Origin of the sequence: Nocardia cyriacigeorgica GUH-2 (assembly GCF_000284035.1) — a bacterium.
In the GTDB taxonomy this organism is placed as follows: domain Bacteria; phylum Actinomycetota; class Actinomycetes; order Mycobacteriales; family Mycobacteriaceae; genus Nocardia; species Nocardia cyriacigeorgica_B.
Genome location: NC_016887.1, coordinates 3,377,290 through 3,394,420 on the forward strand (window position 1 = coordinate 3,377,290; position 17,131 = coordinate 3,394,420).

At 68.6% G+C, this 17,131-nt stretch carries 18 protein-coding genes; 9 read left to right on the forward strand and 9 right to left on the reverse strand.

All coding sequences use genetic code 11. From position 1 onward, the window contains the following. Positions 1-98: 98 nt before the first annotated feature. From NOCYR_RS15080 to NOCYR_RS15095, 4 genes are all read left to right on the forward strand, one after another. Entirely contained in the window at positions 99-1,052 is a 954-nt protein-coding gene (locus tag NOCYR_RS15080; protein ID WP_014351246.1) for an alpha/beta hydrolase, read from the forward strand. A 101-nt stretch (positions 1,053-1,153) separates the two neighbouring features. Beyond that, positions 1,154-2,008, forward strand: a complete 855-nt coding sequence (locus NOCYR_RS15085; protein ID WP_048833409.1) for a helix-turn-helix transcriptional regulator — start codon at positions 1,154-1,156, stop codon at positions 2,006-2,008. Positions 2,009-2,186: 178 nt separating this feature from the next. Then, entirely contained in the window at positions 2,187-2,942 is a 756-nt protein-coding gene (locus NOCYR_RS15090) for an SDR family NAD(P)-dependent oxidoreductase (protein WP_014351248.1), read from the forward strand. 65 nt (positions 2,943-3,007) lie between these two features. Continuing rightward, a complete protein-coding gene (locus NOCYR_RS15095) occupies positions 3,008-3,595 on the forward strand; it encodes a hypothetical protein (protein ID WP_014351249.1) in 588 nt (195 codons plus the stop codon). Positions 3,596-3,776: 181 nt separating this feature from the next. Here the strand turns inward: NOCYR_RS15095 and NOCYR_RS15100 are convergent, their stop codons facing one another. Beyond that, positions 3,777-4,979 carry a lipid-transfer protein gene (locus NOCYR_RS15100; RefSeq protein ID WP_014351250.1) on the reverse strand — a complete coding sequence of 401 codons (1,203 nt, stop codon included), beginning with the start codon at positions 4,977-4,979 and terminating at the stop codon, positions 3,777-3,779. Further along, positions 4,972-5,394, reverse strand: a complete 423-nt coding sequence (locus NOCYR_RS15105) for a Zn-ribbon domain-containing OB-fold protein (protein ID WP_014351251.1) — start codon at positions 5,392-5,394, stop codon at positions 4,972-4,974. The genes NOCYR_RS15100 and NOCYR_RS15105 overlap by 8 nt, the downstream gene beginning before the upstream one ends. Before the next feature lie 156 nt (positions 5,395-5,550). On the opposite strand from NOCYR_RS15105, the gene NOCYR_RS15110 reads away from it, so the two are divergent. Beyond that, a complete protein-coding gene (locus tag NOCYR_RS15110; protein ID WP_014351252.1) occupies positions 5,551-6,321 on the forward strand; it encodes a GTP-binding protein in 771 nt (256 codons plus the stop codon). Between the two features lie 157 nt (positions 6,322-6,478). Here the strand turns inward: NOCYR_RS15110 and NOCYR_RS15115 are convergent, their stop codons facing one another. After that, entirely contained in the window at positions 6,479-7,606 is a 1,128-nt protein-coding gene (locus tag NOCYR_RS15115; RefSeq protein ID WP_014351253.1) for an NADH:flavin oxidoreductase, read from the reverse strand. A 110-nt stretch (positions 7,607-7,716) separates the two neighbouring features. Here NOCYR_RS15115 and NOCYR_RS15120 point away from each other — a divergent pair, with 110 nt between their 5' ends. Beyond that, positions 7,717-8,148 carry a MarR family winged helix-turn-helix transcriptional regulator gene (locus NOCYR_RS15120; RefSeq protein ID WP_014351254.1) on the forward strand — a complete coding sequence of 144 codons (432 nt, stop codon included), beginning with the start codon at positions 7,717-7,719 and terminating at the stop codon, positions 8,146-8,148. Positions 8,149-8,427: 279 nt separating this feature from the next. Here NOCYR_RS15120 and NOCYR_RS15130 read toward each other — a convergent pair whose 3' ends face one another. Then, positions 8,428-8,817, reverse strand: coding sequence for a hypothetical protein (locus NOCYR_RS15130; protein WP_014351255.1), 390 nt, complete (start codon positions 8,815-8,817; stop codon positions 8,428-8,430). 368 nt (positions 8,818-9,185) lie between these two features. Between NOCYR_RS15130 and NOCYR_RS15135 the strand changes: the two genes are divergently transcribed. The 3 genes from NOCYR_RS15135 (at position 9,186) to NOCYR_RS15145 (ending at position 13,480) form a co-directional block, all read left to right on the forward strand. Then, positions 9,186-9,848 carry a cutinase family protein gene (locus NOCYR_RS15135; protein ID WP_048833411.1) on the forward strand — a complete coding sequence of 221 codons (663 nt, stop codon included), beginning with the start codon at positions 9,186-9,188 and terminating at the stop codon, positions 9,846-9,848. A gap of 136 nt (positions 9,849-9,984) precedes the next feature. Then, complete coding sequence (locus tag NOCYR_RS15140; RefSeq protein ID WP_014351257.1) at positions 9,985-12,252, forward strand: ATP-binding protein; 2,268 nt, start codon at positions 9,985-9,987, stop codon at positions 12,250-12,252. 67 nt (positions 12,253-12,319) lie between these two features. Beyond that, positions 12,320-13,480, forward strand: a complete 1,161-nt coding sequence (locus tag NOCYR_RS15145; protein ID WP_014351258.1) for a PucR family transcriptional regulator — start codon at positions 12,320-12,322, stop codon at positions 13,478-13,480. A gap of 252 nt (positions 13,481-13,732) precedes the next feature. On the opposite strand, the gene NOCYR_RS30495 is transcribed toward NOCYR_RS15145, so the two are convergent. The 5 genes from NOCYR_RS30495 to NOCYR_RS15170 all read right to left on the reverse strand — a co-directional run bounded on the left by NOCYR_RS30495 (position 13,733) and on the right by NOCYR_RS15170 (position 17,081). Next, on the reverse strand, positions 13,733-14,311 hold the full coding sequence (locus tag NOCYR_RS30495) for a hypothetical protein (protein WP_014351259.1): 579 nt from the start codon (positions 14,309-14,311) through the stop codon (positions 13,733-13,735). Between the two features lie 45 nt (positions 14,312-14,356). Next, positions 14,357-14,581 (reverse strand): hypothetical protein, encoded by a 225-nt coding sequence (locus NOCYR_RS15155; protein ID WP_048833412.1) that lies wholly within the window; start codon positions 14,579-14,581, stop codon positions 14,357-14,359. Between the two features lie 407 nt (positions 14,582-14,988). Beyond that, positions 14,989-15,681, reverse strand: coding sequence for a guanitoxin biosynthesis heme-dependent pre-guanitoxin N-hydroxylase GntA (gene gntA / locus NOCYR_RS15160; RefSeq protein WP_014351261.1), 693 nt, complete (start codon positions 15,679-15,681; stop codon positions 14,989-14,991). Between the two features lie 315 nt (positions 15,682-15,996). Beyond that, complete coding sequence (locus NOCYR_RS15165; protein ID WP_014351262.1) at positions 15,997-16,203, reverse strand: DUF397 domain-containing protein; 207 nt, start codon at positions 16,201-16,203, stop codon at positions 15,997-15,999. Beyond that, positions 16,200-17,081: a helix-turn-helix domain-containing protein gene (locus tag NOCYR_RS15170; RefSeq protein ID WP_048833413.1), complete on the reverse strand. Its 882-nt coding sequence runs from the start codon at positions 17,079-17,081 to the stop codon at positions 16,200-16,202. Before NOCYR_RS15170 ends, NOCYR_RS15165 begins: the two co-directional genes overlap by 4 nt. Positions 17,082-17,131: the final 50 nt, after the last annotated feature.

Sequence of the window (17,131 nt, forward strand, 5' to 3'; positions counted from 1 at the left end):
TCCCACAGAAACGGAGACTCATGATCACTCGTCTGGATCATATGACTATGATAGTGAGGCACAGATCACTTCTTGTCAACGAACAGTGAGGTTCCCCGATGAACGATGCGGCTCCCGACTGGTGGAATCTGCTCGACGACCAGGCCGCCGGCGTGGCCCGCACGGTCGCCCAGATGCTGCCGAAACCCCTGCGTGAGCTGGGGCCCGAGCGGGCCCGCGCGCTGGTGAACTCCACGCCGTCCGCGGACCCGATCACCCCACTGTCTCATGTTGGTCAAATGACCATACCGACGCGCGCGGGCCGGATCAGGGCCCGCCTCTACCGTGCGGATGACGTCGAAGCCGCCCGTCCCGCCCTCGTCTATCTGCACGGCGGTGGGTTCGTTCTCGGCACCCTGGACGGCGCCGACGAGCTGTGCCGCGCGATTGCCGCCGGCTCCGGATGGACCGTGATCTCCCTCGAATACCGTCTGGCGCCCGAAAATCCGTACCCGGCAGCGCTATACGACTGCGTCGACGCCTACGAGTGGCTATGGAGTTCGGCTGCTGCGCTGGGCATCGATCCGGATCGGATCGCTATCGGCGGCGACTCCGCAGGCGGCAATCTGGCCGCGGCCCTGTGTCTGTATCGCCGCGCCGAGGGCGCGCCTCAGCCCGTGGCGCAGATACTCGCCTACCCGGCCGTCGACGACACCTTCTCCCGACCGTCATGGACGGACTTCGCCGATGCCCCCATGCTCAGCACTCCGGACGCGCGTTGGTTATGGGCGCAGTACGTCGGCGCCACCCACCCCGGCGGCGATCCGCTCGCCGCCCCCATGCGCGCCGACTCACTGCGAAACCTGCCATCCGCCTTGGTCATCACCGCCGAAGTCGACCCTCTCCGCGACGACGCCGAGGCCTACGCGACACGGCTACGCGGCGACGGCGTCGCGGTGACGTCGACCAGATACACCGGCGTCTTCCACGGCTTCCTCACCGAGGTCGCGGTGTTCGAACAGGCGGGGCGAGCGATCGACGAAGTGTGCCGGTACCTGCGCGAGCTCGCGTGAAACCCACCGAGGTGGTATCGAAGCGTCGAGTTCTGGCGGTCACGCTCCGCGGCCCGCGGTGACGGCAGGCCTCCCGATCCACTGCACATACGATCGTCGGCATGAGGTCGACCAAGCTTCCCACCGAGGCGCGGGCTCGGCGGAGCGCCGAGATCAAGGAGTTCCTGCGGTCCCGGCGAGCACGAGTTTCCCCGGATGAGGCCGGACTGGCCGTTGGAGACACTCGCGGACGGCGGACCCCGGGCTTGCGTAGGGAAGAAGTTGCCGTGCTAGCCGGCGTCGGCGTCTCCTGGTACACCTGGCTCGAGCAAGGGCGGGAGATCAACGTCTCCGGGGATGTGCTGGATGCGATCGCGCGGGTGTTGCGCTTGGATGCGGCCGAGCGGGCGCATTTGTATCTGCTGGCGGGGCTGAATCCGCCGCCGCCGGTGCCGGAGGCCCGTCCGGTGCCGGAGGAGTTGCGGCGGCTGATCGACTCGTGGTTGCCGCGCCCGGCGTATCTGTTGGACCGGCATTGGAACCTGGTGGCGGTCAACCGCGCGGCCGGGCTGGTGTTCGGGTACGGCGAGGACGACCACAACTGCCTGGTCACCTTCTTCACCAGCAGTCGCTACCGCTCGTCGCTGAGCCATCGGCATGATGCCGCGCGGGCCATCGTCGCCCAGTTCCGGGCCGACGCCGCCCGGTATCCGGAGGATCCGGAGTTCGGGCGGCTCGCCTCCGACATGTGTTCGGTCAGTGCGGAATTCGCCGAGATCTGGGCCGAGCACGAGGTTCGGGACACCGCGACCGGCACCAAGGTCGTCGCTCATCCGGAGGCCGGCGAACTGGTCTTCGACTACACGACCATGCTGCTGCCCGACCTGCCGGGACATCGTCTGCTGCTGCACACCCCGGCGGCGGGCACGGAGACCGAGAGTCGGCTGGTCACCCTACTCGGAGCTGCCGTGGGATAGCTCTGGCCGATCGGGGATGGCCGTCGGCGAGCTGAGTACGGCGGCACTCACCCGGCGCATGGTGTCCGGGTCAACGGGCTCCGCGGACACGGTTGCGTTCGCCCGGGAGGGTGGTGTTGTCAGACCCATGTTCGTTGCGCACTGCTGCGATCCCACTCCCCCGCGCAGGATCATTCGCATGCAGCGATTCACGAACCGCACTGTCCTGATCACCGGCGGCACCTCGGGCATGGGCCTGGCGACCGCCCGGCGCCTGCTCGACGAAGGTGCCTACGTCGTCATCACCGGACGCGATGACGCCCGGTTGCAGCGCGCCGCAACCGAACTCGACGCCGGGCCACGCGTGCTGACCGTCTGCGCCGACGTGGCCGACCTCGGCGACCTCGATGCCCTGATGCGGTCGATCCATACCTGGCGCGGCCACCTCGACGCCGTCTTCGCCAATGCCGGTACCGGGATCTTCAAACCCAGCACCGAGCTGACCGAGGCCGATGTCGACCAATCCATCGACGTCAACTTCAAGGGCGTGTTCTTCACCGTGCAGAAGGCTCTTCCGCTGATGCGCGAAGGCGGCGCGATCGTCCTCAACGCCTCCTGGACGCTGTACCGCGGCCTGCCGGTCGCCTCGATCTACTCCGCCACCAAGGCCGCCGTCCACAACCTGGCCCGCACCCTCGGCTCCGGCCTGGCTCCGCGCGGCATCCGGGTCAACTCCGTCAGCCCCGGCTACATCGACACCGAGATGTACCGCGACGCCAACACCGACCCGGACGCCGACGCCAACAACGCCGCACAGGTTCCGCTCGGCACCATCGGCCACGCCGCCGAAGTCGCCGCCGCGGTGGCCTTCCTCGCCTCCGACGACGCCTCCTACATCACCGGCCAGGACCTCGTCGTCGACGGCGGTCTGGTCGGCTCGTTCCCGAACCGATGACCGAACAACTGCTCGCCTTCGCCTGCTTTCAGGCGTAACGTCAGTAGTGACGTAATCATGTAATCATGGCGGTGAGCATCATGGGACGTAATTGGCACGGCGGCCGTGGATGGCAGGGCAAAGGTGGCTGGCAGCAGGACGTGCCGGGCGCGCAGGACGCGGCGGCCTGGTTCGCCGGCAGACTGCCGGAGGGCTGGTTCACCGGCTCCCCCACCGTCACGGTGGACCGCGATGAGATCGTCATCGTCGGCGAACTACCGCCCCCGGAGGGCGAGTTCGCCGACGAGGCGGCACGCGCGGCCGCCGAATCGGGCCGGATCAGCCGGTTCCGCGAGGAGACGCGCGAGCAGCGCATCGAGATCGCGCGCCAGGCCGAGCATCGCTATCAGCGCAAGGTCGCGTGGGGCGCACGCATCGGCGACACCATCGAACTGTTCACGACGCTGTCCGCACCGGTGATGACCCGTCTCCGGCAGCCCGAACGCCTCGTCCTCGACACCCTCGTCGACGCAGGCGTGGCCCGCTCCCGCGCGGACGCCCTCGCCTGGGCTGTGCGCCTGGTCGGCGAACACGCGGAGAGCTGGTTGAACGAACTACGCGACGCGATGGGCGCCGTCGACGACCTACGTGCCAAAGGGCCGAAGCTGTCCTAGGGCACGCCTGAGCCCCGCGCTTTGGCCCCCGACTGAGAAGCCCGAGCCCCGGGGCGTGGCCCCGACTGAGAAGCGCGAGCCCCGCGGAGTGGCCCGCGACTCGGAAGCCAGGGGCCACGCCGCGGACTGTGGCCAAAACACGCTCTTCGACCGACGTCGAGTATCTCGCCGGTGAGCCTGTTCAGCGGGTGGCGATGATGGCCGATCCGTGACCGAACAGACCCTGGTTCACCGCGATACCCGCACGCGCATCCTCCACTTGACGCCCGTCGGCCTGCCCGCGCAATTGCCAGGTGAGTTCGCAGACCTGGGCGATGGCTTGGGCGGGGATGGCTTCGCCGAAGCAGGCCAGGCCGCCGCTCGGGTTCACCGGGATGCGGCCGCCCAAGGTGGTTGCGCCGCTGCGTAAGAGGTCTTCGGCGCCGCCTTTGTCGCAGAGGCCGATGTCCTCGTACCAGTCGAGTTCCAGCGCGGTGGACAGGTCGTAGACCTCCGCGAGGGACAGGTTGTCGGGGCCGAGGCCGGCTTCCTCGTAGGCGGCATGCGCTACGGCGGAACGGAATTCGCGGGGCGGCGGTTCGACGGCCACGGCGGAGTCGGTGGCGAAATCGGGTAGGTCGAGCACGGTTTTGGGGAAGGTCGGCGTGACCGTGGACAGCGCCTTGATGCGCACGGGATCGGTGATGCCGTGGCGGCGGGCGTAGTCCATGGACGTCAGCACGAGGGCGGCACCGCCGTCGCTGGTGGCGCAGATGTCGAGTAGACGCAGCGGGTCGGAGACGATGGCGGAGGCGGCGACTTCCTCGGCCGAAACCTCTTTGCGGTAGCGGGCATACGGGTTGTTCAGGCCGTGCCGGGCGTTCTTCACCTTTACCGCGGCGAAATCGTCGAGGGTGGCGCCGTGCAACGCCATCCGGCGGCGAGCGTACAGCGCGAAATAGATGGGGTTGGTCGCGCCGAGCAGGTGGAAGCGCAGCCAGTCGGGGTCGTCGCGGCGTTCACCGCCGACGGGCTGGAAGAAGCCCTTCGGAGCGGCGTCCGCGCCGACCACCAGGGCGACCTCGCACAAGCCGGCCAGAATCTGGGCGCGCGCGTTGGCGATGGCTTGGGCGCCTGACGCGCAGGCGGCGTAGCTGCTCGAGATCCGCGCACCGGACCAGCCCAGCGCCTGCGCGAACGTGGCGCCGGCGACGAAACCGGGGTACCCGTTGCGGATGGTGTCGGCGCCGGCGATGTAGTCGACGTCGCGGTGGTCCACGCCCGCGTCGGCCAGCGCCGCCCGCGCCGCTACCAGGCCGTATTCGACGAAGTTGCGCCCCCATTTGCCCCACTGGTGCATCCCCGCACCGAGGACGGCGATATCGCGGTCATTGGTCTCAGGCATCGACCGGCCTCCACATCCACACCGTGTGCTCGGCGTCCTCGTCCTCGTACAGCACGCCGAGGGTCAGCTCGACCGGCATACCGACGGCCAGATCGTCGACGGTCAGGCCGCGCACCACCTGCCCGAGGATCACCATCTGCTCGACCTCGAGTTCCACCGCCGCCACCACGTACGGCTCGAACGGATCGGGCGACACGTACGGCGCCGGCGGTTTGTATCGGGCATCGGCGTACGACCAGATCCGGCCGCGGGTGGAGAACAGGTATTCGGCCAGTTCGGAGCCGTCCTTGGGGCCGGCGCACTGCGGGTTCCGGCAGGCCAGGGTGTTGCGCGGGAAGTACGGCGTGCCGCAGGTCGTGCAGCGGCTTCCCTTCAGGCGCACCGTGCCGTCGTCGGCGGTGAACCAGTCGGCCACGGCGGGGCGTTGTTCTTTCTGCACGCAGCCGACGTTATAGGAACACGTTCTATTTTGGGCGCAAATTCGGCGTCATCGATGCGCGAGCGCCGGTACCGTGAGGCCAGATCGGGGTAGACGACTGCACCCTGGCGTCGATCTGGAGAGCACCACACGATGGGCACCGAACTCATTGACCCACAGACGATTCGCAATGTCACCGTCGTCGGGGAGCCCGACGATACGGCGCGCGTCGTCCACCGTCTGCTGCGCGGTTTCACCAGAACCGGGACCGGCACTACCGCCGCGATCCAGTGGGTGACCGACCGCCGCGAGCACACGATTCGGATCGCCGAGCTGTCGAGCCGTGCACCCATCGCGAGCCTGGAACGCGGCATCCGGGTTGCCGACGGGGTGATCGCGGTGATGAACGCCGCCTCGACGAGCAGCACCCGACTCGAAGCGATCCTGCGGATTGCCGACGACCACCAGGTCGCACGCCTGTGCCTGGTGACCGGGCTCGACCATCCCGGCGCCGATTTCGACCGCTGCGTCCGCACCATCGCAGACATCCACGGAGCAGCACCCTTGCCGCTGCACATTCCCGACGGCATCGGCACCGAGTTCGACGGCGTCATCGACCTGATGTGTATGACCGAGCTGATCGGGTCCGGTTTTCACGGTATCCACTCGCAAATCGAGCAGTTGCGCCGCGATCTGGTGGTCTCGGTACTGCCAGCCACCGACCCGGGCGACGCTGACCTTCGCAAATTTCCTTCCGAACAGCTGCACGACCGCGTCCGCCACCTCACCCAGATCGGCGACGCCGCCCCGGTCCTGTGCGATACGACCGCCCACCACCACATCGCCCCACTACTGGACGCCGTCGTCCGGTATCTGCCGTCGCCGATGCACGTCTGCCAACCCGAACACGCCCTGGACTACTGAGGAACGGGCCGATCCACGCAAGGTTGTGCGATCAGCCGGCGAAGTCGCAACACCGGCCGCTCCGACGCAGCGTGCGTCATGATGGCCGGGCGCGAATACCGTCCACCGGGTATCGAGGTCGATGGCGGCCCCGATACCCGGCGAGTGCCAGCGGCCGTTAACTCAACGTCTTCAGCGCCGCCGCATCGTAGGGCTTCAGCTCGTCGGTTCGTCCCGCGAGGACCTTCGACGCCCACTCCGGGTCCTGGAGCAGGGCGCGGCCGACGGCGACGAGGTCGAATTCGTCGCGTTCGAGTCGGTCGAGGAGGTTGTCGATGCTGCCGAGTTCGGCGCCGACGCCGCGAAACGCGTGCAGGAAGTCACCATCCAGGCCGACGGAGCCGACGGTGATGGTGGGCTTGCCCGTGAGTTTCTTGGTCCAGCCCGCGAGGTTCAGGTCCGAGCCGTCGAACTCCGGGATCCAGTAGCGGCGGGTGGAGGCGTGGAAGGCGTCGACGCCGGCGGCGACCAGCGGGGCCAGGATCGCCTCGAGGTCCTGCGGGGTGTCGGCGAGGCGGGCATCGTAGGCGTCCTGCTTCCACTGCGAGTACCGGAAGATCACCGGGAACTCGGGCGAGACGGCCGCGCGCACGGCCGCCACGATCTCGGCGGCGAACCGGGTCCGCGCCACCGCGTCGCCGCCGTACCCATCGGTGCGGCGGTTGGTGCGTTCCCACAGGAACTGGTCGATGAGATAGCCGTGGGCGCCGTGCAATTCGACGCCGTCGAAGCCGATGCGCTCGGCGGCCGCCGCGGCCTCGGCGAAGGCGCCGATGACGTCGTCCAGGTCGGCCTGGGTCATGGCTTTACCCGAGCCCTCGGTGCCGTCGACCCGGATACCGGACGGACCGACAGCCGGGGCATCGGGGTAGGGCGCCTCGCCCTGGTTGCGGACCATGCCGATGTGCCACAGCTGCGGCACGATGGTGCCGCCGGCCGCGTGCACGTCCGCGGCAACCTTCGCCCAGCCCGCCAGCTGCTCCTCGCCGTGGAACCGGGGCACCCGGTCGCTCTGCCCGGCCGACTCGTGGCCGATATAGGTGCCCTCGGTGACGATCAGGCCGACGCCGGCGGCGGCACGGCGCGCGTAATAGGACCGCACGTCGTCACCGGGAACACCACCGGGCGAGAACATGCGGGTCATCGGCGCCATGGCGATGCGGTTCGGGACGGTGAGGCCGTTCAGCGCGACGGGCCGGGACAGGACCTCCGCGGTGCGGGAGGCCTCGGACGCGGTGATGGTCACTGCACACTCCTGGTTTTACTTGCCAATGTCAATGGTTGAGTACTTCAAGCAATGGCCACGCTAAGGGTAAGTATTTGAGATAGTCAAGTTTCTGCGGATAGGCTGGTCACATGACCGAAGCTCTCCGCGTCGACACCGCCCAGCTCATGGAGCTGCTGGCGGTATCACTGGGCGCGTACTACGGGGACTTCACGCTCGCGGCCGCCAGCGAGAATCTCACGGCAAGCCAAGCCAAAACGCTCACCGCATTGCGCCGCGGCCCGGTCGCGATGCGCGCACTCGCCGACGCCCTGTCCTGCGACGCCTCCAACGTGACCGGAATCATCAACCGCCTGGAGAAACGCGGCCTCGTGCGCCGCGAGCCCAGCGCCGTCGATCGCCGCGTCACCAACCTCGTCATCACACCCGATGGCGAACAGATCACCGACGCGATCCGCGCCAAAATGCACCGAACCCGCGACGGCCTGGACCGACTCAGCGACGCCGAGCGCACCCAACTGCGCGATCTGCTCGAGCGCGTGTTCACCAAACGCCAAGAGTGAGTCAGGCGATGCGCCGGGGAGCGTGAGCATGTGCGGCGGCGCGCGGCGTCGACGTAGCCCCGGCCGCGAAGTCGCCGAGGCGCTCGCCCCGGGAGTGCCTCGGCGACTTCGAACATGGGCTCCCCGCCGTCGGCGCCGCGGCGACGACGGTCTCTTCGGATCGGCTCACCGGCGGATCCGTCGCCAAGCGAAACGGCCGCGCCAGCAGTGCGGGCGCAGGCAAGGCGTAAAGCCCCATCCCGCCGAAGAATACGGCGGCAAACACCAACACAATGCCCCTCAGCGGCGACCACCGGCACGGTTCCGGAAGCCGGCGGCCGCACCGGCGAGCATCAGTAGACCGACCGCGTCCGCCTTCGCCACGCGGACCAGCGCCGGTCCCACCGGTTGCTCCAGCGCGACGAGCGCGATGAACCCCGCCATGCTCACGGCATTGGCGGCGATGGCGGTAGTGCGCAGCCGCGGACGGAACACGGCCACCAGCAAGCCCACGCCCAGGATCGCGAAATGCATTCCGCGGTGGCGTAAGAGCAGCCGCAGGTCGTCGTCGACCGGGTCGAGCCCATAGGCGCGGCACGCTTGCTCGACAGATACCACCGCGACCGCCGGCAGCAGGTTGAGCGCTGCGGCCGCGGCGAGCAGCAGCCGGCCCCAGAAATGTCGTGACACTGGTCCTCCTCGATGTCGATACCAGCGCTCAGCCTGTCTCGCGCCGTCGCCGGGCGCTTCCGAAAACCTGCTGTCCGCGCGCCGCAAAGAACCGGACTCCGGGAGCGGTACGACGATGCCGAGCGGGATCCATGGGAATCCCGGCCTCAGCGCGGCCCATCCGCCGACACGCGCCACAGCTCCATGAGTCCAGTACCCGCTGCGTAAATATTGCGCACCCAAAAGTTGCCCGGGCGTCCGTGATGAGTTGTCCAGTGTCCCGCAAGCAGCGCAGACGCCCAGCTCGGACGGTCTTACGTTGCCCCCACGGAGGCACTGAGCCTCCGGCTTCGGGACAGAGAGGCGCGAGAATGCCGAGTAACGGCCGGATGCGGCGGCGGGGTGTGGCGGTGGGCCTGGTGGCTACCGCGTTGACGGGGTTGACGGTCGGGGGTGGAGCGGGTTCAGCGACGGCGGCGACTTGTTCCGAGGTTCATGTGGTGGTGGCGCGCGGCACCGGTGAGCCCGGCGGCGCGTGGAGCAAATATCACTTGGGCACCGTGGTCGGGAATCCGGTGTACAACGCGATCGACGCCGCGCTCACCCGCACGACGACGGCCTACCGGGTCGACTATCCCGCCACCACCAATCAGCCGATGTCGGTGCAGGCCGGCAATCGTGATTTGGTCGACCATGTGGTGGCTCGGGCGGCGAGCTGCCCGGATCAGAAGTTCGTGCTGGTGGGGTATTCGCAGGGCGCGAATGTGGTCGCCAATTCCATCGGGATCAGCAGTGAAGGCGCCAAGGTCGGCGGGCCGATCGTCGCCACGCTGCCGGCGAGCGTGCAGTCGCGGATCACCGCATTGTTGTTGTTCGGCAACCCGATTCGCGGCATCGGCAAGGCGATCACCGGCCCGTACGCCGACCGCACCTACGACGTGTGCAACGACAACGATCCCGTCTGCGACCCGGACGGCAGCAACTGGAATGTCCATCTGCGCTACACCCGATTCGCCGACGAGGCCGCCGCCTTCGCCGTCGACCGGATCTGAGGCCAGCAAACGCCTCTCGGCCGCGCATCCGGTCGACGTAAGATCGCCGTACCTCGAAAGGCTGCGCGCCTGGGTGAGGCGGTGCGCCCTGGCTTCGGCACTGCCGGTTCCGGCGCGGGTAGGGAGCGCACGACGGATGGTGAACAGCGGCGGCCACGTCGCCGACCTCAGCAGTTACGTCGGCCGGCGCGACGAGACGGCAGCCGTCGGTGACCTGCTGCGCACCGCGCGCCTGGTGTCGCTGACCGGACCTGGCGGCATCGGCAAGACCCGCCTGGCGCGTCGGGTGGCGCAGCAGCACTCTTCGGACAGCGGCATCGTCATCGTCGAACTCGGCGAACTCGGTTCCGGGCATGATCCGGCCGTCGCGATCGCCGACCGGCTGGATGTGCGGCTGCGGTCCGGCGAATCGGCGACCGCGCGGATCCGGGCCCAGCTCGCGCGGCGGCCACCGCTGCTGGTGCTCGACAACTGCGAGCATCTGCTCGGCCCCTGCGCGAGGCTGGTGGCCGAACTGCTGCCCGCCTGCCCGGGTCTGACCGTGCTCACCACCAGCAGGCAACCGCTGGGTGTGCCGGGTGAGCAGGTGTTCCGGGTGCCGCCGCTGCCGGTTCCGCCGGCCACCGACCTCACGCCGTCCGCGCTGGGTGAGATCGACGCGGTGCGCCTGTTCCTCGACCGCGCCGCCGCCGCTCGCGCCGATTTCACGCTCACCGCCGACAACGCCGCCGATATCGCCGGGCTGTGCCGGGCCGTCGACGGCGTGCCGCTCGCTATCGAACTCGCCGCGGCCCGGGTTCGGTCGCTGTCGCCGCGGCAGATTCTCGAACGCTGGACCGGGCAGCTGGCCTTGTCCACCCCGGGCGCGCGCACCGTCCCGGGACGGCAACGCACGCTGCGCGCCGCGGTCGACTGGAGTTTCGCGCTGTGCACCGATGCCGAACGTGCCATCTGGCAAAGGCTGTCGATCTTCACCGGCACCTTCGATCTGGAGGCCGCCGAATACGTCTGCGCGGACCTCGAAGCGGTCATCGATCTGGTCGACAGTCTGGTGGACAAATCGCTGCTCGAACGCCACGGCGACGAGGTCGTCCGGTATCGGATGTTGCGCCCGCTGCGCGAGTACGCCGCAGAACTGCTCGACGCCGGCGGCGATCGCGAATCGGCGGCGCGCCGCCACCGCGACTGGTTCGACCACCTGATCCGCACCGCCGACGCCGCCTGGTTCGGGCCCGATCAGCAGGACTGGATCAGGCGGCTGCGCGATGACCACGCCGACATCGTCGCCGCGATGGACTGGTCCCTGAACACTCCCGGCGAGGCTGATATCGCGCTGTCGATGGCCTGCCGGCTACCCGAGTACTGGACGCTGCGCGGCGCGGACAAACAGGCCCGGAGCTGGCTGGATCGAGCCTTGGCGAATGCAGCCGCGGACCATCCCGATCGCGGTCGCGCCCTCGCCGTCGCCGCGCTGCACGCCACCTGGCTGTGCGACCTCGACGACGCCGATTCCCTGCTGGCGGCAGCCGAATCGGCGGCCCAGCGCTCAGGCGACGCCATCGTGTCCGCGCAGGTGATGATGATCCGCGCGCAGGGCTGCAAGATCCGGCTCGATAACGCGCGCGCCGCGGAGCTAGCGGGCGTGGCGGTCGAGATCTTCGACGCCCAAGGGGACGAGCGAGGCGCGATCGCGGCCCGCAATATCCTCGCGCTGTCGGTGTTCATGAACGACATCGACACCGCGCTCACCCTCATCGGTGACGCCCTCGCCGCCAGCAATGCCGCCGGCGACACCTACTACCGCGACATGCTGTACTTCACCCTCGCATTGATCGAGATCAGCCGCGGCCGAATCGACACCGCACGCACGCTGGCCCGCACCGCCCTGGCCTCGACCCGGCGGCGCGACAGCCGGTTCGGCGACGCCTACCACATAGAGGAACTCGCCTGGGTCGCCTGCCTCAGCGGCGATCACACCCGCTCGGCGACGTTGTTCGGCGCGGCCGCCTGGGCGTGGGAGCGGCTCGGCGCCGACCCCGACATCATGCTGCCCGTCCCGCACCAGATGTTCTGGCAGCAGACGCGGCAAGCACTCGGCGCCGGCCGATTCGATGCCGCCTACCAGCGCGGGTACACCATGAGTCCGGAGCACGCCCGCGGATTCGCCCTCGGCGACGACGACTCCCCCGCCGGCGAATGCCCGCTCAGCCCACGGGAAATGCAGGTCGCCGAACTGATCGCGCACGGCGCCACCAACCGGGAGATCGCCGAACGCCTGGTGATCGCCGTGCGCACCGCCGATACCCATGTCCAGCACATCCTCACCAAGCTCGCGGTCGCCAACCGGGCCCAGATCGCGGCCTGGTTCACCGCCAACGCAGGTTACGTAGCCACGAATACGTAGTTTCGACGATGCCCGCCGGTGCGCGCGCCGGGCACGCTGAACCTTCCACAGCAGGAGGGAGACGCAGGTGCCGCAGCATCAGTCACCACCGGTCGGGCTGCTACCCCGCCCGGACGACCACCGTGCGCACGCGGCGGCCGGGCCCGAGCGAACGCCGTACGACCTGCCCACGATCGCGGCGCAGTGTGCACGCATCGCACACGCCGACCTCGAATCACTCGATTTCGCCGCCGAACTCGCCTGGGTGAGCGACGCCGCCGCGGCTGCCGCCGCCCGGGGCATCCCGATCGAGGAAATCTTGCAGGCCGTGCACGAAGCCGTCTGCGCGGCGCTCGCTACGCCCGCTCCCGCCACGGTGACCGGCCCGACGACGCCGATGCGCTATCTCGCCCGCACGTCGACCACGGTCCGGGCCCTCGACCTGCTGACCTCCACGATCTCCTCCGCCTACGTGCTCCAGCTGCGCGCACTCACCCACTCGTCCCCGGAAGAGACCTTGGCGGCCGCCCTGCTCGCGGGGACGGCGAGCTCGACGCAAGCACGGCAGTGCGGGATCGAGGCGGCCGACGAATACCACGTGCTGGCTCTGACCATCCCGTCGCGCCGTGATTCGCCGCGGCCCCCGGTCAACCGCCGCCCCGGGCGATCCGGTGCGCTACGCCGGATGCAGGCCGAACTCGCCGGTCGATACCCTGGGCGCGCGCTCGCGGTCCTCTCCGATGACGGCGGGACGCTGCTCATCCCGGTCGACGGCCCACCGGCCGAGGCCGTGATCAGCCAACTCTCCCGGGTCGCCGGAGCACCCATCACCGCAGCGTCGGTTACCGCTGCGACGGCCGAGATCCCCGAGGCCGCCGAGCGCGCCCACACCACCCTCGACGTGGTGCAGCGCCTCGGATTGCCCAGCGGCATACACCATTTCACCGATCTAGCCCTCGAATACCAGCTCACCCGGCCCGGACCCGGACGCGAACATCTGGGACGACTGCTCGCCCCGCTCGACGACCACCCCGAACTCCTCACCACCCTGCGCTGCCATCTGGCCAGCGACCTCAGCCGCAGCTGCACCGCGCGCCGGCTGCACGTGCACGCCAATACCGTCGATTACCGGCTCAAGCGCATCGCCCAGCTCACTGGGCTCGACCTCACCCGCGCTGACGGTGTGTGGTTACTTCGCAGCGCCTTCGTCGCCCACAGCTATGCACGGGGTGGTCGGGTCGGGGCGTGACCGCAGCGATCGCTCCCGGACGCGGCGGCGATGGCGGTCATCGGGCGGCTTCGGTGGTGTCGGGCCAGCCGCGGCCTGTCCGCCCCTGCCCTGATGACCCGCTGGTCCTGACGGGGTGCGCTCGCAGGACCGGCCAGAATCAGCCCCACTGGAAACACTTGCCTCACGCCTCCACGCGAATGCCCGGCGCAGCAAAGCTGCTGCGCCGGACATTTTGGCGGCTATCGGCGAGTGGTGCTCGACGCGGCTGGTTCAGCCGTTGTACGAGCACAACCATTCGGTGCCGTAGTGCTCGGCGTCGCTGCCTTCGAGGTGCTGCCAGCGGCCGCGGCCGTCGTCACCGCAGGGTGCGCCTTCGACCGGGGTGTTGTTGTTCGGGGCCGGGTTGGGCACCGTGGTGGTGGGCGCCGGCGGGGCCGTAGTGGTTGGGCCCGGGGCGTTTTCGGGGCCGGCGCCGTGGTTGGGGTTGGTGCAGATCGTGCCCTCACACGGCACCCAGGTTCCGTCGCCGTTCGGGTTCGGGATGGCGTTGGGGCCGACGTAAGAGCCTGCTGGGCAGCCCGGATCCTGGTTACGGGCGCAGTATTCGGCGCTCAGATTGTTGCCGGTGGAACCGTCGGCACCGCGTTGGCCGGTGATGGTAGGCGCCGGCGGCGGGGCCTCACCGTTGGTGGTCGGGTTCGCCGGAGTCGTGGTCGACGCGGCCGCCGCGGAGGTGGTGACGGCGTGGCTCGTCGTGGTGGTGGCGGGTTTCTGCTCGTCGGAGTCCGAACAGCCCACCAGGCCCGCGGCCAGGGCGATGCCGGCGGCGGCGATGAGGAGACGTTTCACTGCGGTGGCCTTTCGACGAAGGAGGTGGACGAGAAGCCTGACTGCTCAGCCGCAGAAGATGGGCTGCAGTGAATTCAGGACCGGCAGCAGTGGGCTGTCGTGCCCGCCGGTGAGTTCGATCGCGATCGCGGCCGGGTAGGAGAAGGCCGTGCACAGCGGGCTCGGCGGCGGCGGTGTCGCGGCCGCGGGGGCGGCCGTCGCGACCGCACCGGCAGCCAGTGCGGCGATCATCGCGCCGCCCACTGCTGTACTCGCCATCAATTTCCGCATGGTCGTCAACCTTTCGCGAAAAGGGTGCGCGACGATCGCGCCCCGGCAACTCGACAGCAGCTCGCCGACAGCATCCGATCAGCATCGCCGAATGGCGCGCCGGGGCAACCTCCTGAATCGTCGGCATTTGCGCTGACAGTCAACCGGTTCGACCCGGTCACCGCCCCGCTCAGCAGCTATCTGACGCTTTTTCTACCGGGCCGGACATGGTTTGGCAACTGTTCAGCACACAACATGCCGACGGCGGCGGTCCACGATGGGCCCCCTCTCCGGCGACGTGCAGCTGTCCGCAGGCGGAGTCGGCGGCCGACATGCGCGCGACGCATACCGCGAACGCAGCGCCGACATGGGCGTATTCCCGGGTCAGGATCGCAGCATCCTGGCGCACCGGGGCACAGCGAGCGGGATCAGGCTCCCGACGCGCCGGCCAGTTCGCGTTCCTCGGCTGTGGGGCGGGCGCTGAACGGGCACTGCCAGTCGGCGGGCTTGGGGCGGCCGGAGTAGCGGCGGGCTTCGGAGAGCTTTTCGTATTCGAGCAGGTTGGGGTTGATGTCGCCCTGCAGGGCGATGTCCTGTTTGCGGATCTTCTCGGCCAGGCGGTCCCACATGCCCGCTGCCTTGATCAGGCCGAACTGCTGGTGGGAGTTGAACGCCAGCGTCGGGAACGGTGGGCGGCGGCCGAAGCGGCGGTGGGTTTCGTGCAAGCCGATGACGAAGAACGGGTGGCCGGCGACGCTGTAGCCGAACTCGCCGGACTGCGGGTCCGAGGAATAGCCAGGCGCCCAGGCGTACTTCTCGGCGTCGGCCTCGTGCAGCAGCTGCAGGTGCTGCCACAGCAGTTCCTCGAAGCGCAGCTCGTCCACGCCGCGCGGTTGCTCGAAGGTGGCCACGAAGCTGGTGAACTTGCGTGGGTTCCAATTGGCGGCGCCGACGAATTCGGCCAGATCCAGGGCCATCAGCCGCGCCGATTCCTCGCCGCCCATCACCTCGTAGTGGCGGTGCGTGATGCCGCCCTGCCGCCAGGCGGAGCGGCCCGCCAGACAGGCGAACCGGTCTCCGAGCAGAAAAGCCTCCAGCTCAGCCCGCGCGTCCGTCGTCAATCCCGGTGTTCCTTTCCAACCACATATCCCTGGATCGAGGGGGAAATCACTCGATCCACGTGGCGAATGGCACCCACCTCGACAGCACTGCGCCGGTGATCCTGTCAGCCGACCGGCAGGTTGCGCGAATCGAACGGATCGGCGCCGCGACGAGGTTGCCAGGTCGAAGGCCGGAAATGCGCGATGGGCATGGTGCGGATCACACCGCCGGTGCCGAGACGGGCCCGACACGCGCCAGATCAGGCACGGTATCGGGCGACCGAAACGGGCCGAGCCCCCACCCGTACGCGGGGCGGAGGCTCGGGAGTCTGCGGGTCAGGGTCGGTCGAACTCGCCTTGGGTGGCGCCGCTCAAGAAGGCGTCCCATTCGGCCGGGGTGAACACCAGGGCCGGGCCCGTGGGGTTCTTGGAGTCGCGGACGCCGACCATGCCGCCATCGAGGTGGGCGATTTCCACGCACGCATCCGCGTTCGCGGACCGGCTGCTCTTGAACCAGCGGGCACCGGATAGGTCAACGCTCATGCCTCGAACTCCTTTGCTATCTCCAGGATTAGCGACCTGGTGGCTTCTTCGTCCAACGCTACACGCCTCAGCCGCTCCAACGCGGTGCGATAACGCTCGATCTCCGCCTCGTGCTCCAGGTACAAATGCCCGGCAAACACTTCGACGTAGACCACCGGCGGCTCGATCATCCGCGACGACGGCAGTGGCGGAAATTCGAACAGCACGAACGAGCCGACTTGAAGGCCGATGTGCCCATCAGCCCGCAGTGGAATCACTCGAATCGAAACGTTCGGCCGTTTGCTCACCTCCACCAGGTGCCGAAGCTGCCGAGCCATAACGGACGGCCCGCCCACGCGGTGACGGAGTACCGCCTCGGACAGGATGACATCCATGCTGAATCCGTCCTCGTCCAGCTTCGCCTGTCGACGAGTGGCCAGCTCGACCTTTCGCTCCGCCTCCTCCGTGGGGATGGCCGGATCGTCCACCCAAACCATGTCGCGGCGGTATTCGGCGGTCTGCAGCAGCCCGGGCAGCAGCGTCAGTTGGAAGGTCGTGATCTTCTGCGCCGCATCCTCCATCCCGAGGTAATGATCGAACTTGGGCGCAACCGGATAGCTCCTCCACCACCCGTTCCCGGCCTTCTTCGCCTCCTCCACCTCTCCCGCCAGCGTCAGCAATCGTTCACGCTCCGCCGTGCTCGCCGCGTACTCGTCGCACAGTGCATTGACGTATACCCGCGACAGCTTCGTGGGTAGTCCGTCCTCCATGCGTCCGATGGTTTGCGGCGAGACCTCGATGACCTTGCCCGCCGCCGTTTGGCTCTTGCCCGCTCGCATCCGCAACCTGCGCAGTTCCCGCCCGGCCGCCCGTTGAGGGAGTGTCGACCCCGCTGCCATGTAATTAGCCTCGCTATCGGATTGTTCGAATTATGGAACGCCTCGCCATG

What these genes read in the sequence shown, in the direction of transcription:
- NOCYR_RS15120 (WP_014351254.1), top strand. Translation starts at nt 7,717, where the DNA reads ATGACCGAAGCTCTCCGCGTCGACACCGCCCAGCTCATGGAGCTGCTG.
- NOCYR_RS15080 (WP_014351246.1), top strand. Translation starts at nt 99, where the DNA reads ATGAACGATGCGGCTCCCGACTGGTGGAATCTGCTCGACGACCAGGCC.
- NOCYR_RS15100 (WP_014351250.1), bottom strand. Translation starts at nt 4,979, where the DNA reads ATGCCTGAGACCAATGACCGCGATATCGCCGTCCTCGGTGCGGGGATG.
- NOCYR_RS15165 (WP_014351262.1), bottom strand. Translation starts at nt 16,203, where the DNA reads ATGAGCGTTGACCTATCCGGTGCCCGCTGGTTCAAGAGCAGCCGGTCC.
- NOCYR_RS15095 (WP_014351249.1), top strand. Translation starts at nt 3,008, where the DNA reads ATGGCGGTGAGCATCATGGGACGTAATTGGCACGGCGGCCGTGGATGG.
- NOCYR_RS15155 (WP_048833412.1), bottom strand. Translation starts at nt 14,581, where the DNA reads ATGCGGAAATTGATGGCGAGTACAGCAGTGGGCGGCGCGATGATCGCC.
- NOCYR_RS15135 (WP_048833411.1), top strand. Translation starts at nt 9,186, where the DNA reads ATGCGGCGGCGGGGTGTGGCGGTGGGCCTGGTGGCTACCGCGTTGACG.
- NOCYR_RS15170 (WP_048833413.1), bottom strand. Translation starts at nt 17,081, where the DNA reads ATGGCAGCGGGGTCGACACTCCCTCAACGGGCGGCCGGGCGGGAACTG.
- NOCYR_RS15085 (WP_048833409.1), top strand. Translation starts at nt 1,154, where the DNA reads ATGAGGTCGACCAAGCTTCCCACCGAGGCGCGGGCTCGGCGGAGCGCC.
- NOCYR_RS15090 (WP_014351248.1), top strand. Translation starts at nt 2,187, where the DNA reads ATGCAGCGATTCACGAACCGCACTGTCCTGATCACCGGCGGCACCTCG.
- NOCYR_RS15110 (WP_014351252.1), top strand. Translation starts at nt 5,551, where the DNA reads ATGGGCACCGAACTCATTGACCCACAGACGATTCGCAATGTCACCGTC.
- NOCYR_RS15140 (WP_014351257.1), top strand. Translation starts at nt 9,985, where the DNA reads ATGGTGAACAGCGGCGGCCACGTCGCCGACCTCAGCAGTTACGTCGGC.